The organism is Paraburkholderia diazotrophica, assembly GCF_038900755.1.
In the GTDB taxonomy this organism is placed as follows: domain Bacteria; phylum Pseudomonadota; class Gammaproteobacteria; order Burkholderiales; family Burkholderiaceae; genus Paraburkholderia; species Paraburkholderia diazotrophica_A.
In genome coordinates this window covers 601,437-626,853 of sequence record NZ_JBBPEN010000004.1, presented here as the reverse complement: position 1 = coordinate 626,853, position 25,417 = coordinate 601,437, and the positions used below count along the sequence as shown (strand labels likewise).

Sequence of the window (25,417 nt, the reverse complement as noted above, 5' to 3'; positions counted from 1 at the left end):
CGGTTCCCTCGATCATTCGGCGGCTGCATTATTCGACGATCAGCAGTTCGCCGCGTCCATCGACTGCAAGATCGCCCGCGTAGCGTTGCGGCAGCGTGCGCGCATCGAGCGCAGCAAACGGCGCGAGCCGCTGCTTCATTAACGCGGATGCAGACGCGAACTCGCTGCATTGCGCGGCAAGCGCGCGCGCGAACAGCGACCAGAACACGTCGAAGCCGCGCCCGCCGGCCGTGAAGGTTGGCGGCACGCGTTCCGGCCGTTGCAGCAGCAACAGTGTGCCGCGCCGCATGCCGTAGCCATAGTGTGCACCCAGACGGCCGGCGATGCCGATCGTGCCCGCGACGAGCCGCGACGCCGCGTAATCGCCCGTATCGCCGCCGATCAGCACGGTGCCGCGCCGCATCCGGTCGGCAAGGCGCGCGCCCGTGTTGCCCGCGACGACCAGCGTGCCGCCCGTCATGCCTTCCATTGCGCCCGTCCGCGCGCCCGCGACGAAATCGCCGCTGTGCCCCGCGACCGTCAGGCGCCCGCCGCGCATCTCGCAGCCGGTGAAATGCCCCGCGTCGCCTTCGATGTCCAGCGTGCCGCCCGTCATTCGCAAGCCGGCGTAATCGCCGACCGAGCCCGTCACGCGCACGCTGCCCGCATCGAGTTGCGCGCCGACGCCATCCAGCCAGCGCGCGTCGCCTTCGATGACGATGCTGGCTTCATCATCCGCTTCACCAGTTTTCGGCGCGAGCGATACGTCGAACAGATCGCCGATCGCAAACGCTTCGTTGCCGGCGGACAGCAGCATCCGCTCGATTGCGTCGCGCGACAGCGCCGACAACGCCGACGGCAGCAGCGGCGAGCCGTGGACGCGAAAGCCGGGCGCATGCTTCACGCGCAACGTGATCGTGGTCATCGCGCGCCGTCCTTCGGGGCCTTCGCCGTGCGACCCGATGTGCCGCCCGACGTGTCACCTGTTTCGCGCTGCACAATGCCCGCGGCCAGTTCGCGCAGCCTGAAATGATAGGGCCCGAGCTGGCCGCCATAGTTCCCTGCGGAAATGCGCACGACGCCACTACCTGCCGCCGATGCCGCGTCGATACCCGCCGTCATGGCCGCGCCGACATCGGCATCCGTCAATCCGTCGATCACGATTTCGAGCACGCAGCCCGTCTGCGCATCGAGTTCGCTGCGCTGCGACAAGCCGGTCAGCGTCGGACAGAACGCATCGTTCGTCGATGCGACGGCGCCTTTGTATTTCGAGCCGATCTTCGACCCCGAACGCACGACGCCGCCAGGAAACGGCGTAATCACATTCGCGAGCCGATGCATCGCGGCGACGGCGGCTTCCGCTGCCGCCAGCGCGCTGTCGAGATCGCGCGCGAGCAGCAGCAAATTGCCGCCGCCGACGGCCTTCACCGTTTGCACCGTTTCCTGGCAGACGAACTCGCCGTCCATCACGGGCACGCGCCAGTAGCGCACGCCGTTCAGCATTTTCGAAATCTGCCAGCCGTCGCCGAAAAAACGCAGCGAGCCGCCGAGCGGCGCGACGTCCGACAGCGGCGCGCGCGTCGTGGACGGATCGACGCCGTTGTAGACGGCCGTCGTCGGGCACGTCAGCACGCATTGGCCGACGCGCCGCGCGATCTGCTTCGCCAGTTCCTTCGACGACACCGCGAAGATCAGCACGGAGATGCCGGGCCGGCCATCGGGCGACGCGTCGGCGGTTATTTCGTGCTCGATGCCCGCCTCGCAGCCGCAGTCGATCACCGACGTCGCGAAGCCCGTCAGCGAATCGGCTGCCGCGCGCGCCCAGCGCGGCGTGTGCGCGGTGATGACGAGCCGCGTCGCCTTCATCGGGAAGGCTTCCGCGAACGTGTCGTCGATCAGGGTGTCGTTGATCTGCATCGCGCGTCGTGCCCGTTTGAAGCTCACGCCCGCGCGAAACACGCGACGGGCAACAGCCGTCCGCCGCGGCAGCACGCGCAGATTTCGTCGTCGCTGATCGCGGCATGGGCGAAATTGGTGGCCAGATTCGCTTCGCTGTACTGGCGCAGCGTCGTTTCGATGCTCCTGTCGAAATCGGGTGAGACGAAGTGGATGCCACCCGTCGGCGTCGAGACGAGGTTGCCGTCGCGCGCGACCAGTTGGCCGTCCTTGAACACATACGCGGGCGACGTGAACATCCGCTCGCGGTCGGCGTCGTCGCGATAGACGGCGATATCCGCGGCGGCACCCGGCCCGAGATGGCCGCGGTCTTTGAGGCCGAGCAGTCGCGCGGGGCCCGCGCGCGTGACGATCGCGATCTCGTATAGCGAGTACTCGCGGTTCAATTCCTGTAGCGCGCTCGCGACTTTCGCTTCGGGATGCAGCCGATCCAGCTGCGCGTCGCGGAACGGCTTGTCCATCAGCAGGCGAATCAGATGCGGATAGCTCGTGAATGGGCCGCCGTTCGGATGATCGGTCGTCATCGACACGCGCCACGGGTCGTTCACCAGCAGGAAAATTTCCAGCCCGATGATCCATTGCAGCGCATTCACATAGCTTTGCTCGCGATAGCGAAACGGCACCACGCCGCAGCCCGCATCGCATTCGATATCGCCGACAATCCATTTATGCGGCCGCGCGAGGGGCGCGTTCTTGAACTGCATCATCGTGTCGCCGGATGCCGTGACCGTCTGCCCGAAAATGATCTGGCCGACGTCGATCGACACGTTGGGCCGCGCGTTCGCGGCCTCCGCGATCGCGCGCGCGCCCGACGAAAACTTGCGCGGGCCTTCCGTGCCGTAGCTATGGAACTGGATGTGAGTCAGATGGATGGGCAGGCCGTCGGCGGCATCCATCGTCGCGATCGTCGAATCGATGTTGCCCGGCACGCCGAGGTTGCTCGCATGCACGTGCAACGGATGCGGCACGCGCAGTTCCGTCAGCGCGCGCGTCAACGTGCGCAAGACGTCGCGCGGCGTGATGCCGTAGTGCGCGTGCGCCTCGTCGACATCGAGCGAGCGCTGGTTGAACTTGAACGCCGAAATGCCGCCGGGATTGACCACCTTCACGCCGAGCGCGCGGCTCGCGTGCATCGTCCAGCCGACGTAATCGCGCAGGCGCTCGAAGTCGTCCTTTGCGGCGAGCATCTGCAAGAACAGCTCGTCGTTGCCGAGCATCACGTAAGCGCCGTGATCGATGATCGGCGTGTCGCCCATTTCCAGATGCGCATGGCGCGCATTCGACGCGATCATCGCGGGCTCGAACGCGGCCGTGTAGCCCATCTCGGCATAGCGATAGCCGGTGGCGAGCGTGCCCGGCGTGCAGACGCCGCACGACGGCATGCGCAGATAGCGGCCCCGTTCGTCCTGCACGGCTTCGTATGAGGCGTCGCGCGGCGCGTCGTCGCGATGGTCTTCGGGCAACAGGAGCCGCGACAGGTTCGTCTTGCCGCCGCCGATGTGCGAATGCAGATCGATGCCGCCCGCCATCACGACCATGCCTTGCGCGTCGAAGTCCACGTCGACGGCGCCATTGGTGGGCGGCCCGACGATGCGGCCTTCGCTGATGTAAAGGTCGCGCACTTCGCCGTCGATGCCGTTCGCGGGATCGTAGAGGCGGCCGCCCCGCAGTCGCGCGATGCTCATGACGGCCTCCGCGTCAGCGCGGCGCGCGCGGCGAGGTCGTCGGCGAGACGCGCCGCGATCGTCGCGACGCTGGGCAGCGCGATGTTGCGCGCGGGATGCAGCGGCACGACGACGGACGCATCGACGCGAAACAGATGGCCGTCGCTGTCGATGCCCGGCGTAGCGACGGGAATGAATACGGTCTTCGCGCCGCGCGGCGCGATCGACGATGCGAGCGTGGGTGCGCCGAGCACGACGGCGGGCACGTCGTCGCGCAGCTCGGCAGGCAGCGTATGCGGCTCGAAGCTCGCGATCCACAACAGCGCGTCCACTTCGCCTGCCGCGAGCAGGCGCGCCATCCGATAGCGCCAGGGATCGTGATCGAGCGGCGGCGTGCCCGGCAACCGGTCGGGCTTCGACACGCGCGTGCGCAACGGAAAGCCGGACAGCCACGTGACCGCCTGATTGACGCTCAATGCGCCGTCCGCGCCGCCGAGCGTCAGCACGCCCGCGCGGCTCGTCCTGTTGATCGCCTTGACGATGCGGTGCAGCCCTTCGATCAGCAGCGCCGCATGCGGCTGCGGCAACGCGGCGGGCTCGATCACGAAAGCCGTGTAGCGCGCCTCGTGTATGCGCGCCATCAGCGACGCAAGCCCCGTTGCGATGCCTGTACCGTCTTCGAGCGCTTCGGGCTTGCGGCCTTCGGCAATCGCCGACCACAGCGCGAGCACGTCGTGCGGCGATGCGGTGGCGAGAATCGAACCGGCGCGCGCATCGTCGAGGCGGCTCGCGACGGGATCGACCTCGCAGCCGACGAAGCGGATCTCGCGCTGCATCGCCGTGCCGCTCGCGATGCGTTCGTAGAAGCGTGGATGCTGCGCGGACGGCTCGCAGCCGAATACGACGAGCAGGTCCGCGCGCGAACGCACTTCCGAGAGCGTCGTGAAGAACGCGCCGCGATCCTGCAATGCGAGCGTGGCGGCCATCATCGCGTCGCCTTGCAGCGAATCGACGATGGCGCCGCAGCCGGCTGCGAGCGCATACAGCGCGCGCGTTCCCGCAATGTCCGTCGCGCAGCCGAACAGCGGGCGGCGCGATTGGGCGAGCACGGTGACGGCTTCGTCGAGCGCGGTATCGAGCGATGCGGGCGTGCCATCGATCGATGGCGAACACACGTTGTCGCTTGCGTCGTAGCGCGTCAGTGCGTGCGCGAGGCACGGGCAATCGGTGAAGGGCGCGACGAGCGTGCCGTCGTTGCCCGGATGGACCTCGATGTCGTCGCACAGCAGCGGGCAGAACGGGCAGGTCCAGTCGGTCGTCGCCGAAGCGAACGTCAATGGCCCATCGGCGGGCGACGCCGCGTCGGCATTCGTGACGTGGGAGTTGGACTCATGCATGAGAAGCCGTTCAGCAAGGTCCGTGCCGATTTCGCGCATGCCGCGTGTCGTGCACGCGCGAGGGGCGCGCAACGCGTGCGTGCGCGCCATCGCGCATCAGTGCGGTGCTTGCCGATGGACCACGCGTCTCGCGCTTTTGCGCGAATTGCGCGGAACCGTCGAACGCGAGCCCGCACGTCTGGCGGATGAAGCGGTTCTGCGTTTCGTGCGTTTCGCGCGGCCAGGCGCGCGCAGCACAGTATGTGCTCCGCGCTGCAACAGTGTGTCACTTCGGGACACCACGGCGCGCAATGTGCAGGCGATGCGCGCCGTTGCTGCAACGCAGTCCGCGTGGCATGGATATTGTTTCGCCGATCACGCCGTAGCGTCTGCGTTCATCGTGCGCGTGTTGGATGTGTGTCGATGAGCCTGCCGTCGTGAAGCGCCGACGCGATCAGCCACGCATCGGCGCCGCTGCATGCCGCTGCATCGAGATCGTCGCGATGACGGATGCCGCCCGCGCCGATCAGCACGCGCTGGCCTTGCTGGTGCAACTCGCCCTGCTGGTCCGCTTGCGCGCGGATTGCGCCGAACGTATCGAGGTCCGGGCCTGCATCGGCGCCGACCTGATCGAGCGTCATCACGATCACGCGCGAGGGCCATGTCGAAGGCGAACGAAGCGCATCGGCGATGCCGGGTGCCGCGATCAGCTGGCCGCCGCGATGATCGAGCGACAGGATGGGCGCGTAGCCAGCGGACTCCGCTTCGCGCAACGCATCGGGCGAGCGCAGCGATTCGGAGCCGAACACGGGCACGACGCGCGCGATTGCCCCGTGCTCATGCGTGGCGCCGATGGCGGAAGCGATGCGCGCGAAGTGGCCGAGCATCGATGGGAAATCGGCATAGCCGGCGTCGAGCCAGATTTCGAGCGGCGCGCTTTGCGGGTCATGCTGGCGTGGATCGGCGAGGCACGTGGCAAGCGTGGCGAGCGTCGACGGGTCGGCATCGCGCGACATGATCGCGCCCAGGTCGGCGACGTACAGCACATGCGCGCGGCTTGCGTCGAGCAGTGCGCGGGCGACGGCGAGCGGCTCGCTCGACGCGCAGAGGGAAGACTGGATGGGCCGATAGTTCGCGCGGTCGCCGCGTATCGCGCGCACCGCGTGAGCGTCGAGCAGATCGAGTACCGGAATCACCTGCATGCGGAGACGTTCCTTGATGAAGCTCTGGGTTTATGAGTATCTCACCGGCGGCGGCATCGACCGGCAGTTCGCGGACAACAGCAGTCTCGCGGATCTGAGCGCGCTCGTCGTCGAAGGGCGCGTGATGCGCGATGCGATTGTCGGCGATCTGCGGCAACTCGACGGTGTGCACGTGAGCTTCGCCAGCTCGCGTTTCGAAACCGTCGACGAAGGCGTCGCGCACTATCGCGCGAAACCCGGTGAAACGATGCTCGAATTCGTCGCGAGGGCCGCGCGCGAGCACGACTATGCGTGGATCGTCGCGCCCGAGTGCGACGGCCTGATGCTCGATCTCGCCGATGCCGTCGGTGCCGGGCGCTGGATCGGCTGCACGAAGGAAGCGATCGCTCTCGCGTCGAGCAAACGGGCGACGGCGCAGCGGCTCGCATCGCGCGGCATCGCCGTGACGCCTGCGCTCGACGCCTCGCGGATCGACGCGCGCACGCAGCGGCGCTGGGTCGTCAAGCCCGACGACGGCGCGGGCGGTCTCGATACGCACGCGTTCGACGATGCGGACGACGCGCGCGCCGAATATGCGGCGCGCTGCGCGGCGGGGCGCGACACGGTGCTTCAGGAATGGGTGGACGGCGATCCGCTGAGCGTGTCGCTGATCTGCGATGGCCGCAATGGTGGCGATGGATCGCGTGCGACGCTGGTGAGCATCAACCGGCAGCGCATCGGCGTGGCGGCGGCTGTGGCGGGGCATCCGGGGCAGGTCGTCGGTTTTGAAGGCGTGGAGATCGGCTGCATCGATCGCAACGGCGCGCAAGGCCGCGCGCTCGATGCGCTCGCGCAACAGGTCGCGGCCGCGGTGCCGGGGCTGCGCGGATTCGTCGGGATCGATGTCGTGTGGCACCCGAGCCGTGGCCCTGTCGTCATCGAAGTGAATCCGCGCGCGACCGTCGCGTATGCGGGTCAGTCCGAGCGGTTGGGCCGCAATCTCGCCGCCGATGTGCTCGCGGCGCACGGCCTGCATGTCCGTGAGCGTCCCGCTGCCGACAACGCGCTCTCCACTTGCGGAACGGGAACATGAGCGCGTCCTCAGGTTCGAGCGAGTCCGCGATCTTCGGCTGGGATGTCGGCGGCGCGCACGTGAAGGTGTCGCGCGTCGATGTGTCGGGTGCCGTCGACGATATCGCGCAATGGGCCTGTCCGCTCTGGCAGGGGTTGGAGCATCTGCATCGCGCGATCGACGATGTGGCGGCGCGCTGGCCCGATGCGCTTCACGCGCGCTCGCGCCACGCGGTGACGATGACGGGCGAAATGGTCGACCTGTTCGCGGACCGCGAGCACGGCGTGCGCTCGATCGTCGATACGCTTGCCGCGCGCATCGGCAGCGAAACGGTCTTTTTTGCGGGCGCTTCCGGTTGGCTCGACGCCGCGCAGAGCGTCGCGCAATGGCGAGCGGTGGCATCGGCGAACTGGCTCGCGACGGCGCAATACGTCGCGACGCGCATACGCGATTGCGTGCTGATCGACATCGGCAGCACGACGACGGATATCGTGCCCGTCGTCGCGGGACGGGTCGCGGCGCGCGGCGCCAACGATGCGGCGCGCCTGGCGACGGGCGAGCTTGCGTATCACGGCGTCGTGCGCACGCCGCTGTGCGGCATCGCTCACCAGATCGCGTTTCGCGGCGAGACCACGGGCGTGATGAACGAATGGTTCGCGACGAGCGCCGACGTCTACCGGCTGACGGGCGAGCTATGGCCGCCGCACGATCAGCACGCGAGCGCGGACAACGGTCCGAAGACGGTCGCCGCGAGTTGCGCGCGGCTCGCGCGGATGATCGGCCGCGATGCAGCCGATGCGTCCGAGGACGAATGGCGCGAGTTCGCGCAGGCATGGCGCGACGCGCAGTTGCGCGCGATCCGCGCGAGTTTCGCGCAGGTGTGCGCAGCGCATCCGTCGTTGCAAGGGGCGCCCGTTGTCGGCGCGGGATGCGGGAGATTTCTGGCAGCGTCGCTGGCGCGTGCCGACGTGCGTGAATACGTGGACTTCGGCACGCTGACGCGCACGGCGGCGAGCGCCCCCGAGCACGCCGCCGAATGGATCGCGACGTGCGCGCCGAGTGTCGCCGTCGCATTGCTGATGGCGAACGGGCTCGAGGCGCGGCAAGCGTCGACGCGTGCCGCCTGAATGTTTGCGCGAGCGTGTGCGGCTGCGGAGCGTGCCGCGTGCTGCGTGCGTGCTTCCGTGAACGTGTGCGTCCGCGCGGCATGCGACGCGCGTCGATGCGCTGCACGCGTGGCCGCACGCGGACTCGCGGCGTCGGGCGAGTGACGCGTAGCCGCGCGCGGACGGGCATTGACGTTGGTTATCGGCGCGGCACGACGCAGCCGTGAAGTCGAACAAGAGCGAGGTAACGGACATGTGGGTGGTGAAGATCGGGGGAAGCCTGAGTCACGACCCGTCGCTGCGGGACTGGCTCACGCAGCTTTGGGAAGTCGGCGGCGGGCGCGTCGTGATCGTGCCCGGCGGCGGCGACTTTGCGGACAGCGTGCGCGCGTATCAGCAGGAATGGCAGTTCGACGATCTCGCCGCGCACAACATGTGTCTGCTCGCGATGACGCAATACGCGCTCCTCATGCAGGCCGTCCTGCCCGATCTCGTGCTTGCGACGAACGAGGAACTGATCCGCCGCGCGTTGCGCAAGGGCAAGGTCGCCGTGTGGATGCCCGTATGCCTGATGCGCGTCACGCCCGATTCGATGACCAACTGGGACACGACATCCGACAGCCTCGCCGCGTGGCTCTCGACGACGCTGAACGCCGAGCGCCTGATGGTCGTGAAGTCATGCCCCATCGGCGAGGGCGTGCCGCTTGTTACGCTCGCGTCGAAGGGCGTCGTCGATCCGAGCTTCGTCCACTACGTGAAAGAGGCGAACTACGAGGTCGAGTTCTTCAGCAAGACGGATGTCGCGCTGGTGCGCGAGCGGCTGCTGAATGCGTCGGCGGTTTGAGCGGTTTTGAGCGTCTGCGTCTGTGTCTGTCTCTATGCGGGCGCTGCGCTGGTACGGCGCGCGGCGCGTGTGTGCCGCATGCGTATCACGTCACGCGGCGGCGCTCGGTGCGGCGTGATGCAGCGCGTCCGCCCATTGCGCGACGCGGCGCGGATCGAGCCGCGATGTGCGGCCGTTTTCGCAAAGGGCCGTGCGAAATCCTGCTACGTCGGGCGCGAGCGCGCGGATCTGGTCGAGTTGCGGCCAGCCGAGCGAGCCCGCGATGCAGGCCATTGCGCCCGACGCGCGTATCGTCGCGACGTAGCGCGCGAGCGTCGCGACGTCGATGCAATCGAACAGCGTGTGGCCCGTCTTGCCCGCCGTATCGAACACGATGCCTTCGAAGCCGAGGGCTGCCGCATGGTCGACGAGCGACGCGTCGATGCCGTCGTCGGACAGCAGCACGGGGAGCACGGTCGCGTCGAGGCCGGCAAGGTGCGTCAGACACGCGCGCGCGTGCGGCCCCGGCATCACGCCGACTTTCACGAAGTCCACGCCGGCATCGCCGATTTCGGCGACGCGCGCCGCGATCGTGTGGAGCGCATCGGACGGCAGGTCGCCGATCGTCGCGCTGATCGGCTTGACCGGGTAACGCGCGCGCATCGCATGCGCGATGCGCCAGAGATCGTCGATTCGCACGCCGCCCAGCGCACCGTCGAGTGGTTCCTTCAGGTCGATCAGATCGGCGCCGGCAGCGGCGGCGTCGAGCGCTTCTTCCGTCGAGCGAACGCTGGCGAGCAGTGCGGTCATCGAAGTCTCCGGATGTGCGGTGCGTGGGCAGTGCATGGGCGATGCGCGGACGATGCCGATGGCGGCATCATGTCGTGCCGGCGTGCGACGGCGCGGGCGCGCTGCCTTTTCCCGACTCGGACGCGGTGCCTGTTGCGCGAAAGCGCTCGACGGCGGCCGTGATCCATTGCCACGCGGCGAGTTCATCGGGGCCGGCTGTCTTGTCGATGGCGATCTGCAGATAGGCCATTTCGCGGTCGACCTTGTCGGCGGGCAGCATGAACAGGCGGCTCACGAGAATTGCGCCTTCGACGACGGCCGCCTGCGCGCGATTGAAGCCCCCGAACGGCGCGTGCGTTTCGCTGTGCACGCAGCGCATGTGGAGCACGGGGCGTTGCGGATCGTCGGTGATGTGGTCGAGCAGCAACTCGGTGTGCGCGAGCGATTGTTGCAGCCTGACACTGCCGACGCGGCTTGCGGCGCGAGTGGGCCAGTCGCGCTGCGCGCCCGTCACGCAGCCGGCGAAGACGCGCACGTCGATCGTGAAGTTGATGACGGCGGCCTGGGTTTCGAGGATGTTGTCGAGGGTTTTCGACGGTCTGAACGGGGCCAGGATCGCGAGTCCATGCTCGAAGCGCACACCCATCGGCGCCACGTGGGGGTGACCGTCGCCTGACGCTGTCGTGATTACAGTTTCATGGATCATAGGGGATGGTGTTTTTTTCTGTCTGCGACGCTGTTCTGTTTTTTTATGGCTTGTCGCCGGCATCCGCGATTGCGGGTTTTGTCTGCGACCGCTTTTTGTTTGGTCTTTATCGCTTGCCGCGAGCATCCGCGGTAGCGCCTACCGGCGCGGGCGTTGCCCCTGTGCGGGGCGGCACCTACTTTTCTTTGCAGCGGCAAAGAAAAGTAGGCAAAAGAAAGCCGCTCACACCGCCAATGCTCCGTATTACCCACGGGCTCTCAACGTCCCCATCCTTCACTCGGCAGCACACATCGCCCATGTTCGTTGCCAGCACACTACTCAAACGCCTCACCTGCATCATGCACCTGAATTGCGGTGCGCGACATCGAATATTCCCCGGCCCCTTTGCGGCAAACTGTGTGTAGGCATTCGCACCACACAGGAAACCATCGCTAAGCGATGCGGCTCAAGTGCGGGCGTTGCCCTGTACGACACAGCAACCCACATTCACTACCGACATGCGGCGCTGAAACGTTCGATATCCTTCGCCGAGTTACACGTGCATGAAGCGGGTGAGGCGTTTAGCCAGAACATTGGCAACACGCATGGGTCAGTACGCTGCCGCGCGAACGATGGGGCCGTTGAGAGCCCGTGGGTAAGTGTCAAGTGCGGCCGGTGTGAGCCCGCTTTCTTTGCTTACTTTCTTTGCGGCGGCAAAGAAAGTGAGTGCCGCCCCGCACAGGGGCAACGCCCGCGCCGCGAGGCGCTAACGCGGATGCCGGCAGTAAGTCACAAAAACCAAAGTAAAACCGCATCGCGGAAGCCCGCGACAAGGGCAAAACCAGAACAGCGTCGCAGACATAAAACAACCAAAAGGGCCAGCCCGAAACCGAGCCGGCCCCGGCCGGCTATCTAGTGGCGATATACATCGTGACTTCAAAGCCGAAACGCATATCGGTGTAGCCAGGGGTAGTCCATTGCATAGTCGTCCTCCTTTACGAATGAAACGGCGGTCCCATTGCGACCGACGCCCTCTGTGACGTGCAGGACACCCGATCGCGTCGGCCCATGTTGCTGATGCAACTGTCGTACCAGATACCCAACCCACCGGGAAGGGTACTCGGCGACGCGCCCCGAACCACCTTACGCGCCTTACTGTAGCGGAACCGCAGCAAAGTGTTTCATGAGCCGATATCCCATTGTGGACGCATTTTGCGTTATGTGCACGCGTCTTAACGGATCGCTTAAGCCTGCTGAAAAAAATCGTGAATTCACTTCAGCCCGCGTGCCGCCTACATTGACCTGCAAGGCTCGCGGACGTCGATGCCCGCAAGCATTTCCCGCATTTCCGATAAGGCGCGCGCAGCGCTATTCGCCGACGACGGCGCACGCCGTACCGCGCTAGCGTCCGATGGTCTCGGCGACGTGCCAACCAAAAACGCCATACGGCAACCATCTTGCATAGGACCCGAGCAAGGCATGAGACGGGAGTTGAGCCTCGGACCCGAGTGACGCACCAAAGCGCCGAACTCCGGTCGACGCGCCAACGCCCGTCGATACGCCAGCCGTGGTCGACAGGGAGACATCGTCATGAACGCCGTCGTTAAAGACGATAAAGCGGAGGCGCCGAAAGCGGACTCCAACGTACAGCCCGAAACCGCGCCCGAAGCGCAGGCAACAGCGCATGCGAAAGCGCACACGAAAGCGCACACGAAAACGCAGACGAAAACGCAGACGAAAACGCAGACGAAAACGCAGACGAAAACGCAAGCGCCTGCCGCGCAGCCGCAAGTCGTCTGTTCGCACGCTTTCGCGAATCGGGCATCGCTGGCGTGCTGGAGCAAACCGCCCGCGATCCATCCGGTTTCGCGCGCCACCCCCGCCGCACTGACGCTGCTGACGCCGCCGATATCCGCGCGAGCAGCGTGTTCTCCGAATCTGCCGGTGACGACGCGAGCCGCGCCACCGAACCCGAGTTACCCACTTCGCAGGAGAGCATCATGCGTCACGCAAACATAACGTTGACGAGGTTCCTGGGCGGCGATGCCGGGCATCCGATGTCGACGCGGCCGCCCACCGCATTGCAGGCGGTGTTGCATGAAGTCGCCGCATCGGTGAAGACGATAGCTGCTGCGCTCGCGCGCGGCACGCTCGGCGACAGCGCGCACGCGGATTCTGTCGCGAACGGCGCGGTGCTCGCGTATTCCGCGCATCGGCGCAAGCTGGTCGGCAAGCAGGAAATGGCTTCGCGCAACGGCACTGCGAACGACGCGAGCAGCCCCGCATACCAGCTCGCATTTGATCCGCTCAACTGCCCGTGGAACGCGGACTTCAACGGCACGGCGGGTTCGGTCTTCTCGGTGATGCGTGTTCGGCCGCAAGCCAGCGATGCGGCGAACGGCGCGCTTCATGACAGCGCGTATGTCGAATCCGACGGCGGACACAATGGCAAGCCTCATGGCGCGCCGCTCCTTCAACCTGGCCGCGAGCAGGTGGCAGCCGGCTACACGATCTACGGCCCCGCAACGATGCTCGTCTTCACGCTCGGCGAGGGCACGCACGGCTTTACGCTCGATGGCGCGACGGACGAGTTCGTGCTCACGCATCCGTCGATCCGCATTCCCGACGACACGGCCGAGATCGCCGTCGATGCGTCCAACGAGCGCTTCTGGGAACCGCCCGTGCGCCGCTATGTGCATGAGTGCCGGGAAGGCCGCGCGGGCTGCCGCGAGCGTAATTTCAGCCTGCGCTGGAGCGATGCGCTGGTGCCCGAAGTGCATCGCATCCTGATGCGCGGCGGCCTCTTTCTGATGCCGCGCGATTACCGGACTCGCTCCGAAATGCGCGGGCGGCTTTCCGCTGTCTACGACGCGAGTCCGCTCGGCTTTCTCGTCGAGCAGGCGGGCGGCATGGCGACGACGGGACGCGAGCGCGTGCTCGATGCCGCGCCGCGCGCGTTTCATGAGCGCATGCCGCTGATACTCGGCTCGGCGAACGAAGTGGCGCGCATCGGCCGTTATCACCGCGAGCACGATCTGGGCATCGACGCGCCGTTGACGTCGCCGCTTTTGCGCGAACGCTCGTTGTTCCTTCCGGAAGCGTCGGTCTGACGCGTCGCCCAGGTAACGAGCAAACAGCGGAGGAGACAACGTATGTCACTCAGACATCCAATCGTCGCGGTGACGGGGTCGAGCGGCGCGGGCACGACCACCGTCATGAAAAGCTTCGCGCACATTTTTCGCAGGGAGAAGATCAATGCGCAGATCATCGAAGGGGATGCGTTCCACCGGTATGACCGTCTCGGCATGCGCGAAGCGCTGCGGCGGAGCGAGCAGGACGGCGTCCGGAACTTCAGCCATTTCGGTCCCGATGCGAATCTGCTCGAAGAGCTGGAGCAACTGTTCTCGAGTTATGGCGAGTCGGGTACCGGCCAGTTCCGCCGGTATGTTCACGACGACGCTGACGCCATCGTCTACAAGCAGGACCCGGGAACGTTTACGCCGTGGCAGGACATTGCGCCGGACACGGACATGATGTTTTACGAAGGGCTCCATGGTGCGGCCGTGACCAGCAAGGTCGACATCGCACAGCATCCGGATCTGCTCGTCGGCGTCGTGCCGATCATCAACCTCGAGTGGATCCAGAAGCTGCATCGTGACCAGACGCTGCGCGGTTATTCGCATGAGGCCGTCATCGATACGATCCTGCGGCGCATGCCGGATTACGTGAACTACATCTGCCCGCAGTTCTCGCGCACGCATGTCAATTTCCAGCGCGTGCCGACCGTCGATACATCGAATCCGTTCACCGCGCGGGAGATTCCGCAGCCCGATGAGAGCTTCGTCGTGATCCGGTTCTCGAAGCCGAAGGGCATCGATTTTCCGTATCTGCTGACGATGCTGCACGACTCGTTCATGTCGCGGCCGAATGTGATCGTCGTGCCCGGCGGCAAGATGGGGCTGGCGATGCAGCTTATCTTCACGCCGATGATCCTGCAGTTGCGCGACCGGCAGGCAAGGGCGTGAACATGTGACGCTGGCGGGGGCGTATCGTCGTGCATCCCGGTTGTGCGTCTCAGTTGTGTGGTTGGCTGACGGCCTGTAGACCGTACCCCGCGCGGGGCCGTCAGCTTTTTTTCTGTGCCTGCGTCGATCACGAAGCGCCCTTCTTCCTCGTCGTCCCCGGGCCGCACCACACCTCCAGATTCTCCTCAGGCCGATCGACCTGGCAGCCCCAACCCAGCGGCTGATCCTGATCGAAACGCTTGCCCAGCTCCCACGCGATTTCGGCGCGCGCCGTCTGCACGCCCATATAGAACGCGTGGCCGCCGTCGTGTTCGAGCTTCAGATGCGGATACAGCGCGAACGGATCGCCATCGACGAGATGCATCTCGCGGTTGTACACATGAATGCCGTCCGTCGCCACCTGCACGCGGAAATTCGGATCGCGCACCTGCGCGGCGAACGCGGCGATTTCATTGGCATCGTACGGAAAAGGCCGCTTCGCATGCAGCGCGGAAAGCGAAGGGTCGATGCCCTTGGGCAGCACCTGCGCGTCGTGCGCGGCGTGCATCACGCGCCGCGCGACATCGGCCTCGCGCACCGCGCGCCGCGCATGCAGGCTGACGGAAGTTGTCAGCACGGCGGACACGTTCAACTCGGCCGCGATCCCCATCAGCATCGCATTGATGCCGCTCGTGTCGGCCTCCGTCAGTTCGGTGAGATTGCCGATGCCTAGCATGATCGCGATATCCGCATACCGCTCGCGCAGCGCGACATATCGCGCAATCGACGCAGCGAAACCGAACGGAATCGGATCGAGGATGGGATCGGCGAGAAAAGGCCGGCCGCGTTCGAGCATCGTATCGATGGCCTGATGCAGCGACGCCGTATCGCGTGGCTCGCGTCCGACGACGATCGGCGTCGCGCTGACTTCGTCGGCGATCCATAACGTGTCGGCGTTCAGGCTCATCAGATAATCGGCGCCTGCGCGGCCGCCGCGCAACAGCTCGTCGGCGACCATCGAATCGACGCTCACGCGATAGCCGTCCGCCTTCAGCATCCGCACGGCGTCTTCGAGATGCGCAAACGGCGTGTCGGGCAGACAACCGACGTCGATCACATCCGCGCCTTGGTCCGCATACGCCTTCGCGCGCGCCGCGATACCGTCGAGATCGAGCCGCGGCGCATCGACGATCTCCGCGAAGATCTCCGTCGAGTAGCGCGACAGGTCGAACTTGCGCGCGGCCTGCCCGAAGTGCTGCGGCAAGTCTTTTGCCTCTTCCGGCCCGCGTTCGACGGGCACGCCGAAGTGCTCGGTCAACGCTTTGAGATCGCCACGGCAACGGCCCGGCACGATCATGCGATCGGCGCGCAGCGGCAGCGCGACGCGGCGGCGGATCATGTCGGCCGTCATCAGCGCGGCGACCTGCAAGCCGATCTCGCGCACTTCCCACGTGAACGGCGCGTTCGCCATGCCTTTCAGCACCTGCACGACGCTTTTTTCGGCGAGCCTGCCTGTCAGGAAGACGATGTGTTCCATGCGAGCCCGAGATTGGATAGCCGTTCGCTCAATGCCGCGCGCAATTCGTCGAGCGAGCGCGCGACTCTCGTGTGCTCGATGCGCGCAAGCCGTTCGACGTTTTCCAGTTCGAGCGCGCGCGGCCGCACTTCGACCCACTCGTGCGGGCTTTGCGTGATCACGCTCGGCTCGGTGTCGCATGCGAAAACGATGCCGGGCACGCACTGCTTGCCAGCTTGCGCGTAGAGATTGGTCGGCAGCGTGTCGGAGATGCCGAGCGCGCACTTGGCGACCGTGTTGCTGGTCGCGGGCGCGATCACGACGGTGTGATAGAAGCCCTCGTACAGCATGCCGACGGGCACGCTGCTCGCGCTGTTGTCGCGCATCACGCGAAAGTGCTCGCGCAGCTTCGGCACGGGCCAGCCATAGAGCGGCAACACTTCTTCGCCGGCCGCCGACAGAAACAGATCGACACCCGGCAGCGCGAGCGCCACGTCGATCGATTCTTCGAGCATATGGCCCGAGCCCGTGATGCACCACGCAAAGCGCGCGTCGGGGCGGAAATCGCCGGGGCGGCGGGTGGGCGACGGTGCATTCATGCGTGATTCACATGCCACTCATACATGCCGCTCATGCGCCCGGCGCAACATCCGTCGGAGCCTGCGAGCCGTCGTGCGATAGCCGGATGTGCAACCTGTGCATCTTCCGGTACAACGTGTTGCGGCTGATGCCGAGCGTCTTCGCGACGTTGCTCACGTTCCAGCGATGCTCGTCGAGCATCGCGAGCACCGTTTCGCGCTCCCTGATCTGGATTGCGTTGAGTGCGGACAGGTCGGTGTCGTCGTCGAACGGCGGTGCGGGCGCGCGCGCCGGTCCCGCGAGCGCGGGCGCTGCTGCGCGCGGATACGCGGCGCTTGTGCCGCCGTTATTGCCGCCGTTGTTACCGATGTTCCTACCGCCGTTGCCGTTGATCTCGCCGACGATCTCCGCCGGCAGATGAGCGCATCGGATCTCCGGCCCGTCGCATAGCGCGATCGCCATTTGCAGCACGTGCCTCAATTGCCGGATGTTGCCGGGCCACGCGTAATTGAGCAGCACGTGGCGCGCTTCGGCGCTGAGTTCGGGCGGATCGTCGGATTCGCTTTCCAGCAGATGATGAATGAGCGGCAGCAAATCGGCGCGCTCGCACAGCGGCGGCAAATTGATTTCGATGCCGTTCAGGCGGTAGTACAGGTCTTCGCGGAAGAGCCCGCGTTGCACGAGATCGAGCAGATTGCGGTGGCTCGCGCTGATCAGCTGGAAGTCGACCTTGATCGTCGTTTCCGCGCCGAGCGGCGTCACCTCGTGCTCTTCCAGCACGCGCAACAGACGCGCCTGCAAGGCCATCGGCATGTCGCCGATCTCGTCGAGGAACAGCGTGCCGTTGTTCGCCTGCACGATCTTGCCGCGCCGTCCTTCACGCTGCGCGCCCGTGAACGCGCCCGCGCGATAGCCGAACAGCTCGCTCTCGATCAGCGTTTCCGGCAGCGACGCGCAGTTCACCGCGACGAAGCTGCCCGCCGCGTTCGGGCTGATGCTGTGCAGCGCATTCGCGAACACTTCCTTGCCCGTGCCCGTCTGGCCTCTGAGGATGATGGGGATCTTCCGCTGGATCACGCGCGCAGCCAACTGGCTCTGCGCGGCCATGCGCGGATCGCCGAATTCCAGATGCGACAGCTTGTCGAGTCCCGCTGCGGCGGGTTTCGCATCGCGTGCGTCGCGCACGCTCTTCGCGCGACCGTTGCGGTTGATCGACACGTCGCTCCATGGCCCGCGCGCGGCGCCCGACGTTGCGTGATTCACGCCCGCAAACGTGGTGGCGTCACGCGGCGTCTGCGCGATCAGGAAGAAGCGGTTGTTCGCATGCGCGCTATACACGGTGATCGGATGGAACGAGCCGCGTATGCTGCGGGCGATCATGTCTTCGAGCGTCGCGCTGAACGCTTCTTCGATGCGCTTGCCGCACAACTGGTCGGGCGAGCGCAGATCGAGCTGGAAAAGCGCGCTGCGATTGGCCGCAAGCACGACGCCTTCATCGTCGACGGCGAGCTTGCCCGCGTGCAGCGTGCCGACGAACTCGGGGCGGCTATGAAAGTGGACGGTATTCGCGCGCCGGTAGCGCGAGTCGATCAGCCGGTTCTCGATCATCTGCCGCGACATGCCGACGAGCACGAGCGAATGCTGTTGCAGCATCTTCGAGCGGCTCGTCACGTCGAGCACGCCGACTATCGAGCCGCGTTCGTCGAAGATGGGCGCAGCCGAGCAGGTGAGCGACGTATAGCGCGGATAGAAATGCTCGTGCTGATAGACGGCGAGACATTCGCGCTCGGTGAGGCACGTGCCCATGCCGTTGGTGCCCGCCTCGCGCTCGCTCCAGACGGCGCCCGCGCGCAATCCGTCGGCGGCGACCGTCTCGCCGAACGGCACCGACGAAACCTGATGGACGATCACGCCGTTCGCATCGACGAGGATCACGGCCAGTTCCGGATCGGCGAGCTGCTGATAGAGCGTCGTCATTTCCAGCTTCGAGCAGGCGATCAGATCGCCCGCTGCTTCGCGGGCCATGCTCAGTTCGTGCTCCGTGAGCACGGGCGGCATCACGAAACGTCCGGGGTCCAGGCCGAATTCGACGAGGCAGCGCGTCCACGACTGCGCCACCGACGGGCTCATCGAACACGTGGCAGGCTTGTTGTTGACGATGTTCAGTACATCCCGGACGTGCGAATCTATGTCAACGAGCGATGACATCAGGGGCGTCTCCGATGCGTCCGGCTCGATACCCCGCTTCGACATGTCGAGGCGCGACGGCCGGCGCTGTATGTAAGTGTTTCCCCGTGTACTTCCGATGTGCCGCGCGTCTGTCGCGCGCGTGGATGAACCGCTTGATATGTCGTTTGAATGCGTTTCAGCAGCACTCAGCAATCACTGTACAACCCGTGTCGCGATACATCAATAAATAGTCGTACCAGTATGTGCCACTGCGCGTGCTTTTTGCTTCGGATCACCGACCGGGTTTTCCTGCATCGAAGGCCGATCGAACCCGGCAATGCGCCGCAGCGCTGTGCGCGGCTTCATCAACGACGATGCGCCCATGATGGAGCACATACATGGACCGTTTCAATCCAGCCAGCAGTCCCGTTCATTTCACTGTCGTGCTGCCGTCGAGCGCGCGCCCGATGCCCGCGCCTGCAGAACGCACGGAGCCGGCTGCCGCGCCGCGCGCCGCGCTCGACATCGTGTATATCGAGGGATTCGTCGCGCAGACGGTGATCGGCATCGACACGGACGAGCTGCACGAGCCGCAGCCGATACAGCTGGATCTGTCCATCGGCGTGCCGTCGCTGCGCGCGTGCGAGACGGATCAGATCGGCGATACGATCAACTACGCCGCCGTGCGCGCGGAGCTGCACACGCTTCTTGCAACGCACAAAGTCCAGTTGCTGGAGGCGCTGGCCGAGCGGATCGCGCAATTGCTGATCGCGAGATTCGGCGCTCACTGGGTACGTGTGAAGCTCTGCAAGCCCGCGAAGTTCGACGACGTCGCTGCCGTCGGCGTGATCATCGAACGGCGGCGCGGCGACGGCCACGCATAGTCCGCACGCACGCGTTGTGCCCGCCGGTGTCGGCGGCGGGTTGTCGATTACGCAGCTGCGCGACGGTCCAACTACGCTTCGCCCGTCTCGCCCGGCCACTGCGCGGGCTTCACCGCGCAGGCATCACTTCGACGCGGAAGGCGAGGGCTTCGCGAGCCCGCATGCCTGATAGGCCTCTTCCTGCAACGCGCGATACTTTTTGGTCTGCGCGCGCGCACGGTCGACGCGGAATTCGTTGCCGCCTTCGCCGCCGAGCGACGCGTACTTCGAGAACGTCATCTGCTCGACGTATTCGTCATAGGGGAGCGCGGCCGCTATCTTGTCGATCGCGCACGAGCACTTGTAGACGTTGGCGAAGTCGTGGCCGTTGTCGTCCATGCAGCCGAGCACGTATTCGACGCGGCCTTGCGTCGGGTAGTCGTAGCCTTTGGCGGGCGCGCCGCTGTCCGCGGAACCGGCCGCCGACGCGAGTGGCGCGATGAGCGAAACACACGCGAGCGCCGCGACCGCGATGCCCGCGCGACAACATGAGGTCATGTCAAAGCCTCTGCTTGAGCGTTCTGCATACATCGATATTAGCGCGCGGCGCAGCAGAACGCTTCCGTCCTGCTGCGCCTCGCGTGCGCAACACGCCTGTCACTGCCGATGTGCGCATCGGCATCGGCGCCTTAGTTCGGCGCGAACGGGTGCGCGGCGCCCGCTTTCTTCGATACGACTTCGGCGGCGCTCGGTTCGCCTGCTACCGCGCGCTGGAGCGCTTCGCGCGTCGCCTTGTAGTTGAACTCCTGGATCTTCTTGTCGTCTTCGGCTTCCCAGTGGATGAAGACGCCGACGCAGATGAACAGGTCATCGGCTTCCTCCTTCGGGATCGTGCCGTCCTCGACGCTATCGGCGACGGCCAGCGCGACGGCGTGCTGCGCCGGGCCGAACATCTGCACGGCCTGCTTGGCGCCCTTGATCGTCACCTTGTTGAACATCACCGTGTTCGGCTTTGCCATCAGGTTCGGCGCGACGACGGCGAGCAGCGAAGTGAAGCCGTCCTTGTTGTTGGTGAGCGCGTGGCAGAAAGCCGACTCGGCGGCGGAGCCTCTCGGCCCGATCAGCAAATCGATGTGGGCCACTTCGTTGCCTTCGCCGATTAGCGACTCGCCTACCATGACGCGGTTGATCTTGGCCATGCTGTTCCTCCAGTGAATTGGGATCTGTCGACGTGGGACGAACTCGCGACGCGTGGAGCCCGCCGCGAGTTGTATGTGGGGGACGCACCGCGTTCTCGTCTAACAGGAAACATGCCAATCGGCGTTTCCGTGCGTTTTGCCTGCGTTTCGCGCCGTTCGTTCCGGGCTAGCTGTTCCCGCTTGCGAAGCGCAGCGGATCGAGCAGCGCGGCGATGAAGAGCGTGGCGACAGTCAGGTCGGCGCTCGTGCCCGGGTTGACGCCTCGCGCTTTCAGTTCGGCATCCCATGCATCGAGTTGCGCGACGCTCTGCGCGTCGTCCGTCGCGCGCCATCGGGCGTGACGCTGGCGTGCCTCGCGCGTGACACTTTGCGCCACTGCCGCGCCATGCTTGCGCACTATGTGCGAGTCGGGCCACGTGCCGAGGAACGTGAGGAACACGTCGAGCGTGAGCGCGGCGGGCGTCGCGCGACGCGACTTCGCGATTGCACCGAGGCCCACGCCGAACACATCCGCGAAGCCGTTCGCGTATTGACGCGCGATGCTGTCGCGATCGGCGGCGAGCGTCATCGCCGCACGCAGATCGACGGTCGGCGGCGCATGCACCGACTGCTCGGGCGCATCGCCCAGGCCGCCCGGATTCGCAAGCGCGATCGCGCGATAGGCGGCGCGCGCGTCGTCCACCGTGAGCGCGGCGAGCACACGCTCGACGCAGCGGTGCCATTCGGATGCCTGCAATGCGACATGCTTCGGGATGCAGGCGCGTTCCAGCGCGGCCGCAAGCGGCGCGATCAGCAGCACAATGCCGAGGTTCGTATTGCAGCGGGCAACCTGCTGCGTGCGCGTCACAGCATCGAGAATGCGCGCGCCGACGCTCGCGCCTCGCGCGAAGAGCGCGGGCGCGGCGGCCTCGGCGCTATCGATGAACTGCGCGGCTTCCATTCCGTGCCCCGCGCTCGCGATGCTGACGTTGCCCGGCTTCGCCGTTTCGACGTCGAGCCGGCACGCGCGCATAAACGCGCCGGGCGCGCGCGCGAGCGGATCGTCAGCGGCCTGCATGGAGCGGCAATGCGGCGAGCGCCGCCGCGCGGCTGCCCGCGAGCTTGCGGTCCAGCAGATCGTCGACGAGCGCTGCCGCAATATCGATCGGTGTCACCGACTGCAACCCGCGCCATGCGGCGACGCCGTTCACTTCGAGCACGAGCGGCACGCCGGCATCGTCGGGCATCGACGGATCGGGGATCAGATCGACGCCCGCGTAGTCGAGGCCGAGTGCCGCCGTCGCGCGCTCGGCGAGGGCCGCGAGCGTCGGGTCGAGCGCGCTGGGTTCGCATCGCGCGCCGCGCGCGACGTTGTGTATCCAGCCGCGGCCGCCGACGCGCCGCATCGCCGCGACCGCTCGGCCGCCGATCACGAGCACACGCCAGTCGAAGCCCGCGCGGCTTGCGCCCGCGCTGCGTCTCGCGCCAGTGGTGCCGACAAACCTCTGCAGATACGCGACCTGCTGATAGCCGCGCAGCGGCGGCAGCGGCTTCAGCGTGCCGTCGCGCGCCGCGCTCGCGCCGAGCCGCCGCAACCCCTTGCCCTGCGAGCCGAATAGCGGCTTGAGCACGACCTGGCGATGCGCGGCCGTCTCGCGCATCAGCACGCGCTGGGCGAACGCCGCCGATTCCGTCGCCCATGCGGCGGGCGTCGGCACGCCCGCGCGATGCAGCAGAAAGCTCGTCATCGACTTGTCGACGCTGCGCTCGATTGCGCGCGCGTCGTTATAGACGGGGATGCCGCATTCGCGCAGCGCATGCAGGACGCCGAGCCGCAGTGTCACCTGCTCGAACGTGCCGCCCGCAATGCCGCGCACGAAGGCGGCATCGGGCAGCTCGCGCGCGAAGCCGGGAATCGCGAGGCCGTACGGCGACCACGTCGTGTCGATGCGGCACGTGGCGAGATCGACGCAGCGCGCCTCCACGCCGCGCGCGCGAAACGCCTTCTTGAGGCGTCCCGTGTGCCAGCCGGTTTCGTCCGTCATGATCGCGACGCGCAGTTCGCCCGCCCGCAGTCCGGCCGATGGCAGATCGCTCATGGCGCCCCCGGCGTGGTGACGCCCGGCGTGCCGGGCCCGGCGGCGTTTTCAACGGAGGAGGGATCGTCGGCGCGAGCGAACGCGTCGCCTTGCCAGAGCGCTTGCAGCAACTCTCCGTCGAGCCGTCCGCCGCGATACGTGATGCCGCTTTCGAGGCTGCTCGCCCACACTTCGGCGGGCGCGAACAGTGACGGGTCGATCTGATAGAAGTCGTGGTTGAACGACGCGAAGATGTCGGCGAAGGGCCGTCCATAGTCGCGCGAATTCGACGACGGCAACTCGGCGGCGAGCCGCCGCGCGACGGCATCGCGCGTCACCGTCAGATGCACGCGTCCGCCGTACAGGATCGCGTCGTTCGTGCGGCCCATCGCGGCGAGCACGTCGGGCGCGGGCGGCGGCAGTGGCGCGATGCCGCTCGCCTCGACGATTTCGCCGAGCGGCACGCCGAGCACATGCGTCTTGTGCAGCGCGACTTCGACGACGCGCGCGACGACCTGCACCGTGCCCGCGACAGACTGTGTCGGCGTGACGATCACGGTCAGCTGGTCGGGCGCGAGGCCGCAATCGTTGACGATCTTTTCAAGCACGGCTTGCGGCGGCGGCTGGCCGACTTCCATCACGAGCACGCCTGCGTCGTGGCGGTCGCGATAGCCGAGCTCGTCGAAGAGCGTCTCCTTGCCCGCGAGCGCGCGCGCCGGACCCGAGCCGAGCGAGAAGAACTTCTTGCCGTTGTTCTGCTCCCTGGTCGCGGACAGGCTCCAGCCCGCGTACTGGCTGCCGAGGCAGGCGAGCACTGGCGACGACGTGTGCACTTCGATCGTCGCGGGCCAGAGCGGCTCGAGCTCGGTGCTCACGCGCGTGCCGATGAGGCCGAGGCCGCCCATGCAGATGCGTGCGATCAGCACGCCCGCTTCGGTGCAGCCAGGCATCGCGACGCCCGCATCGACGATGGTCGGCCCGAACGCATGGCGCGACGATGCGATGCGCAGCCGCGCCGCGTCGGCCAGAAGTTGCGCGACGAGCGGCGCGGCGAATGCGTTGACACTGGGCGCATCGCGGGCGATGGGCGGCGTATTGCTCGTATTGCCGTTGGGTTCAGCCATGTGAGTCGACGGATTCATGGGATGGTTCTTGGCAGGTTTCGATGCGTTGCAGGAGACGTTGCGTATGCCGTTGCAGCTCGCGTTGCAGCGCGGCACGCGAATCGCCTGTGACGAGCACGGTGCAGACGGGCTGCCCCGCTTCGATCCGCGTGCCCGCGTTCGGGATGTCATGGCAGACGGGATCGACATACAAGGCGTCGCTGAAGCGGCGCGTGGCCGTGAACGCTTCGGGCGCGAACACGACCTGTTGTGCGACGCGGCACGAAGGCGCGTTCATCGGCATATTCGTCGGCGCACTCATCGGCGCATTCGCGCGAGGGGCGGGCAGGCGATCGCGCACGCAGGCGTCGATGTGCGCGGCGAGCAGACCGCGCGGCCACGCGTCGCGCGATGCGCGTTCGTACAGCGCCATCGTCGACGATGGCCGCGCGTTGACTTCGAGCACGCTAACGTCATCGCCGTCGAGCAGGAAATCCAGGCTATGAAGTCCGCGCAGATTCGCGCGCGATGCAATCGAGCGGACGGCGAAGCCGATCTGTTCCGTCACGCGCGCGGGCAGATCGATCGGCCCGAGCGAACCCACGTGCACATAAGGCAACGCGCCGCTCGCAACGCAAAGCTGCTCCGCATAGCCGACAATCGACGCTTCGCGCCGCGCGGCGAGAAAGAGCGCTGACATCGAAAGCCCTGGGCTTATTCGCTGGAAGTAGCAGGAAGAGTCGGCGTCTGCGTTCACCGCCGCGCGGATATGCGTGCCGCCGCAGCCATCGGACAGCTTGCGCAGCCAGCCGTCGAGCCGCTCGGGCCGCTCGAACGCCACGTCGGGGTGCGCGATGCCGAGTTCGTCGAGCAGCGCAAAGAAACGGCGCGGATCGCGCACGGCAGCCGTCGCGTCGGCATCGTTGCCGATCAGCCGGGGCAGTAGCGCCGCATTTTGCAAGAAGTCGATATGCGGTTCGAGCCCGCTGCCCGTCACGAAGCCGAGAAGACGCGGCAAGCGCGCGACACGCTCCAGCGCGGCCCGCAATTTGCCGCGATCGATCGACAGGCCGTGCGCGCCGATATCGCCGATATCGATCCACAGCTTGGAGTAAAGGCGCGTATCGCGGTCGCCGAACAGATCGAGCGCGGCCACCTGATACCCCGCATGCGCCGCCGACTGCGCGAGAATGCGCGCCGACAGCCCCGCCACCGCGACGAACGGCGCGCCCCCGCCGGGCCGCGCGCGCGGCTCGGCGAAGTGGCCAGCGGTCGCGGACATCCCGTACATCCCGT

23 protein-coding genes are annotated in these 25,417 nt (G+C 66.5%); 6 read left to right on the top strand and 17 right to left on the bottom strand.

The annotated features are described in order from the left end of the window. Positions 1-28: 28 nt before the first annotated feature. From AABE10_RS16770 to AABE10_RS16750, 5 genes are all read right to left on the bottom strand, one after another. Positions 29-904, bottom strand: coding sequence for a formylmethanofuran dehydrogenase subunit C (locus AABE10_RS16770; protein ID WP_342934381.1), 876 nt, complete (start codon positions 902-904; stop codon positions 29-31). Then, a complete protein-coding gene (fhcD, locus tag AABE10_RS16765; protein ID WP_342934380.1) occupies positions 901-1,896 on the bottom strand; it encodes a formylmethanofuran--tetrahydromethanopterin N-formyltransferase in 996 nt (331 codons plus the stop codon). The genes AABE10_RS16770 and fhcD overlap by 4 nt, the downstream gene beginning before the upstream one ends. Positions 1,897-1,919: 23 nt before the next feature. Beyond that, positions 1,920-3,620 (bottom strand): formylmethanofuran dehydrogenase subunit A, encoded by a 1,701-nt coding sequence (locus tag AABE10_RS16760; RefSeq protein WP_342934379.1) that lies wholly within the window; start codon positions 3,618-3,620, stop codon positions 1,920-1,922. Next, positions 3,617-4,996: a formylmethanofuran dehydrogenase gene (locus AABE10_RS16755; RefSeq protein ID WP_342934378.1), complete on the bottom strand. Its 1,380-nt coding sequence runs from the start codon at positions 4,994-4,996 to the stop codon at positions 3,617-3,619. Before AABE10_RS16755 ends, AABE10_RS16760 begins: the two co-directional genes overlap by 4 nt. 374 nt (positions 4,997-5,370) lie before the next feature. After that, positions 5,371-6,177, bottom strand: coding sequence for a HisA/HisF-related TIM barrel protein (locus AABE10_RS16750; protein WP_342934377.1), 807 nt, complete (start codon positions 6,175-6,177; stop codon positions 5,371-5,373). Positions 6,178-6,193: 16 nt separating this feature from the next. Between AABE10_RS16750 and AABE10_RS16745 the strand changes: the two genes are divergently transcribed. The 3 genes from AABE10_RS16745 (at position 6,194) to AABE10_RS16735 (ending at position 9,178) form a co-directional block, all read left to right on the top strand. Further along, positions 6,194-7,249: an ATP-grasp domain-containing protein gene (locus AABE10_RS16745; RefSeq protein WP_342934376.1), complete on the top strand. Its 1,056-nt coding sequence runs from the start codon at positions 6,194-6,196 to the stop codon at positions 7,247-7,249. Next, positions 7,246-8,355: a hydantoinase/oxoprolinase family protein gene (locus AABE10_RS16740; RefSeq protein ID WP_342934375.1), complete on the top strand. Its 1,110-nt coding sequence runs from the start codon at positions 7,246-7,248 to the stop codon at positions 8,353-8,355. Before AABE10_RS16745 ends, AABE10_RS16740 begins: the two co-directional genes overlap by 4 nt. 232 nt (positions 8,356-8,587) lie before the next feature. Next, the gene (locus AABE10_RS16735) at positions 8,588-9,178 is read left to right on the top strand and encodes an aspartate kinase (RefSeq protein ID WP_342934443.1); all 591 of its coding nucleotides are present in this window, start codon (positions 8,588-8,590) and stop codon (positions 9,176-9,178) included. Positions 9,179-9,268: 90 nt separating this feature from the next. Here the strand turns inward: AABE10_RS16735 and AABE10_RS16730 are convergent, their stop codons facing one another. The 3 genes from AABE10_RS16730 to pqqA all read right to left on the bottom strand — a co-directional run bounded on the left by AABE10_RS16730 (position 9,269) and on the right by pqqA (position 11,614). Continuing rightward, complete coding sequence (locus AABE10_RS16730) at positions 9,269-9,967, bottom strand: (5-formylfuran-3-yl)methyl phosphate synthase (protein WP_342934374.1); 699 nt, start codon at positions 9,965-9,967, stop codon at positions 9,269-9,271. 67 nt (positions 9,968-10,034) lie between these two features. Next, complete coding sequence (locus tag AABE10_RS16725) at positions 10,035-10,652, bottom strand: DUF447 domain-containing protein (protein WP_342934373.1); 618 nt, start codon at positions 10,650-10,652, stop codon at positions 10,035-10,037. 887 nt (positions 10,653-11,539) lie between these two features. Next, positions 11,540-11,614: a pyrroloquinoline quinone precursor peptide PqqA gene (gene pqqA / locus AABE10_RS16720; protein WP_082426903.1), complete on the bottom strand. Its 75-nt coding sequence runs from the start codon at positions 11,612-11,614 to the stop codon at positions 11,540-11,542. A 1,017-nt stretch (positions 11,615-12,631) separates the two neighbouring features. On the opposite strand from pqqA, the gene AABE10_RS16715 reads away from it, so the two are divergent. After that, positions 12,632-13,741 (top strand): class 1 fructose-bisphosphatase, encoded by a 1,110-nt coding sequence (locus tag AABE10_RS16715; protein ID WP_342934372.1) that lies wholly within the window; start codon positions 12,632-12,634, stop codon positions 13,739-13,741. A gap of 42 nt (positions 13,742-13,783) precedes the next feature. Further along, complete coding sequence (locus tag AABE10_RS16710; RefSeq protein WP_342934371.1) at positions 13,784-14,656, top strand: phosphoribulokinase; 873 nt, start codon at positions 13,784-13,786, stop codon at positions 14,654-14,656. A gap of 127 nt (positions 14,657-14,783) precedes the next feature. Here AABE10_RS16710 and AABE10_RS16705 read toward each other — a convergent pair whose 3' ends face one another. The 3 genes from AABE10_RS16705 to AABE10_RS16695 are packed head-to-tail and all read right to left on the bottom strand — an operon-like array spanning position 14,784 to position 18,938. Continuing rightward, positions 14,784-16,172, bottom strand: coding sequence for a DUF6513 domain-containing protein (locus AABE10_RS16705; protein ID WP_342934370.1), 1,389 nt, complete (start codon positions 16,170-16,172; stop codon positions 14,784-14,786). After that, on the bottom strand, positions 16,151-16,750 hold the full coding sequence (locus AABE10_RS16700) for a flavoprotein (RefSeq protein WP_342934369.1): 600 nt from the start codon (positions 16,748-16,750) through the stop codon (positions 16,151-16,153). The genes AABE10_RS16705 and AABE10_RS16700 overlap by 22 nt, the downstream gene beginning before the upstream one ends. Positions 16,751-16,781: 31 nt before the next feature. Further along, on the bottom strand, positions 16,782-18,938 hold the full coding sequence (locus tag AABE10_RS16695) for a sigma-54-dependent Fis family transcriptional regulator (protein ID WP_342934368.1): 2,157 nt from the start codon (positions 18,936-18,938) through the stop codon (positions 16,782-16,784). 359 nt (positions 18,939-19,297) lie between these two features. On the opposite strand from AABE10_RS16695, the gene AABE10_RS16690 reads away from it, so the two are divergent. Continuing rightward, positions 19,298-19,783: a dihydroneopterin aldolase gene (locus AABE10_RS16690; protein ID WP_342934367.1), complete on the top strand. Its 486-nt coding sequence runs from the start codon at positions 19,298-19,300 to the stop codon at positions 19,781-19,783. A gap of 123 nt (positions 19,784-19,906) precedes the next feature. Here the strand turns inward: AABE10_RS16690 and AABE10_RS16685 are convergent, their stop codons facing one another. The 6 genes from AABE10_RS16685 to AABE10_RS16660 form a co-directional block, all read right to left on the bottom strand. Next, complete coding sequence (locus tag AABE10_RS16685; RefSeq protein ID WP_342934366.1) at positions 19,907-20,320, bottom strand: hypothetical protein; 414 nt, start codon at positions 20,318-20,320, stop codon at positions 19,907-19,909. 131 nt (positions 20,321-20,451) lie between these two features. Further along, on the bottom strand, positions 20,452-20,961 hold the full coding sequence (gene fae, locus AABE10_RS16680) for a formaldehyde-activating enzyme (protein ID WP_342934365.1): 510 nt from the start codon (positions 20,959-20,961) through the stop codon (positions 20,452-20,454). Between the two features lie 166 nt (positions 20,962-21,127). Then, on the bottom strand, positions 21,128-22,018 hold the full coding sequence (locus tag AABE10_RS16675; protein WP_342934364.1) for a triphosphoribosyl-dephospho-CoA synthase: 891 nt from the start codon (positions 22,016-22,018) through the stop codon (positions 21,128-21,130). Next, positions 22,005-23,039: a RimK family alpha-L-glutamate ligase gene (locus AABE10_RS16670; RefSeq protein ID WP_342934363.1), complete on the bottom strand. Its 1,035-nt coding sequence runs from the start codon at positions 23,037-23,039 to the stop codon at positions 22,005-22,007. Before AABE10_RS16670 ends, AABE10_RS16675 begins: the two co-directional genes overlap by 14 nt. Continuing rightward, positions 23,036-24,160 (bottom strand): methenyltetrahydromethanopterin cyclohydrolase, encoded by a 1,125-nt coding sequence (mch, locus tag AABE10_RS16665; RefSeq protein WP_428983337.1) that lies wholly within the window; start codon positions 24,158-24,160, stop codon positions 23,036-23,038. Before mch ends, AABE10_RS16670 begins: the two co-directional genes overlap by 4 nt. Beyond that, positions 24,135-25,403 carry an ATP-grasp domain-containing protein gene (locus AABE10_RS16660; RefSeq protein WP_342934361.1) on the bottom strand — a complete coding sequence of 423 codons (1,269 nt, stop codon included), beginning with the start codon at positions 25,401-25,403 and terminating at the stop codon, positions 24,135-24,137. The genes mch and AABE10_RS16660 overlap by 26 nt, the downstream gene beginning before the upstream one ends. Between the last annotated feature and the right edge of the window lie 14 nt (positions 25,404-25,417).

Bases quoted from the DNA above. Each gene is read 5' to 3' on its own strand.
- AABE10_RS16735 (WP_342934443.1), top strand. From the start codon at position 8,588: ATGTGGGTGGTGAAGATCGGGGGAAGCCTGAGTCACGACCCGTCGCTG.
- AABE10_RS16705 (WP_342934370.1), bottom strand. From the start codon at position 16,172: ATGGAACACATCGTCTTCCTGACAGGCAGGCTCGCCGAAAAAAGCGTC.
- fhcD (WP_342934380.1), bottom strand. From the start codon at position 1,896: ATGCAGATCAACGACACCCTGATCGACGACACGTTCGCGGAAGCCTTC.
- AABE10_RS16760 (WP_342934379.1), bottom strand. From the start codon at position 3,620: ATGAGCATCGCGCGACTGCGGGGCGGCCGCCTCTACGATCCCGCGAAC.
- AABE10_RS16745 (WP_342934376.1), top strand. From the start codon at position 6,194: ATGAAGCTCTGGGTTTATGAGTATCTCACCGGCGGCGGCATCGACCGG.
- AABE10_RS16725 (WP_342934373.1), bottom strand. From the start codon at position 10,652: ATGATCCATGAAACTGTAATCACGACAGCGTCAGGCGACGGTCACCCC.
- AABE10_RS16675 (WP_342934364.1), bottom strand. From the start codon at position 22,018: ATGCAGGCCGCTGACGATCCGCTCGCGCGCGCGCCCGGCGCGTTTATG.
- mch (WP_428983337.1), bottom strand. From the start codon at position 24,160: ATGAATCCGTCGACTCACATGGCTGAACCCAACGGCAATACGAGCAAT.
- AABE10_RS16755 (WP_342934378.1), bottom strand. From the start codon at position 4,996: ATGCATGAGTCCAACTCCCACGTCACGAATGCCGACGCGGCGTCGCCC.
- AABE10_RS16730 (WP_342934374.1), bottom strand. From the start codon at position 9,967: ATGACCGCACTGCTCGCCAGCGTTCGCTCGACGGAAGAAGCGCTCGAC.
- AABE10_RS16770 (WP_342934381.1), bottom strand. From the start codon at position 904: ATGACCACGATCACGTTGCGCGTGAAGCATGCGCCCGGCTTTCGCGTC.
- AABE10_RS16695 (WP_342934368.1), bottom strand. From the start codon at position 18,938: ATGTCATCGCTCGTTGACATAGATTCGCACGTCCGGGATGTACTGAAC.
- AABE10_RS16660 (WP_342934361.1), bottom strand. From the start codon at position 25,403: ATGTCCGCGACCGCTGGCCACTTCGCCGAGCCGCGCGCGCGGCCCGGC.
- AABE10_RS16750 (WP_342934377.1), bottom strand. From the start codon at position 6,177: ATGCAGGTGATTCCGGTACTCGATCTGCTCGACGCTCACGCGGTGCGC.
- AABE10_RS16715 (WP_342934372.1), top strand. From the start codon at position 12,632: ATGCGTCACGCAAACATAACGTTGACGAGGTTCCTGGGCGGCGATGCC.
- AABE10_RS16740 (WP_342934375.1), top strand. From the start codon at position 7,246: ATGAGCGCGTCCTCAGGTTCGAGCGAGTCCGCGATCTTCGGCTGGGAT.
- AABE10_RS16685 (WP_342934366.1), bottom strand. From the start codon at position 20,320: ATGACCTCATGTTGTCGCGCGGGCATCGCGGTCGCGGCGCTCGCGTGT.
- AABE10_RS16710 (WP_342934371.1), top strand. From the start codon at position 13,784: ATGTCACTCAGACATCCAATCGTCGCGGTGACGGGGTCGAGCGGCGCG.
- fae (WP_342934365.1), bottom strand. From the start codon at position 20,961: ATGGCCAAGATCAACCGCGTCATGGTAGGCGAGTCGCTAATCGGCGAA.
- AABE10_RS16690 (WP_342934367.1), top strand. From the start codon at position 19,298: ATGGACCGTTTCAATCCAGCCAGCAGTCCCGTTCATTTCACTGTCGTG.
- AABE10_RS16670 (WP_342934363.1), bottom strand. From the start codon at position 23,039: ATGAGCGATCTGCCATCGGCCGGACTGCGGGCGGGCGAACTGCGCGTC.
- AABE10_RS16700 (WP_342934369.1), bottom strand. From the start codon at position 16,750: ATGAATGCACCGTCGCCCACCCGCCGCCCCGGCGATTTCCGCCCCGAC.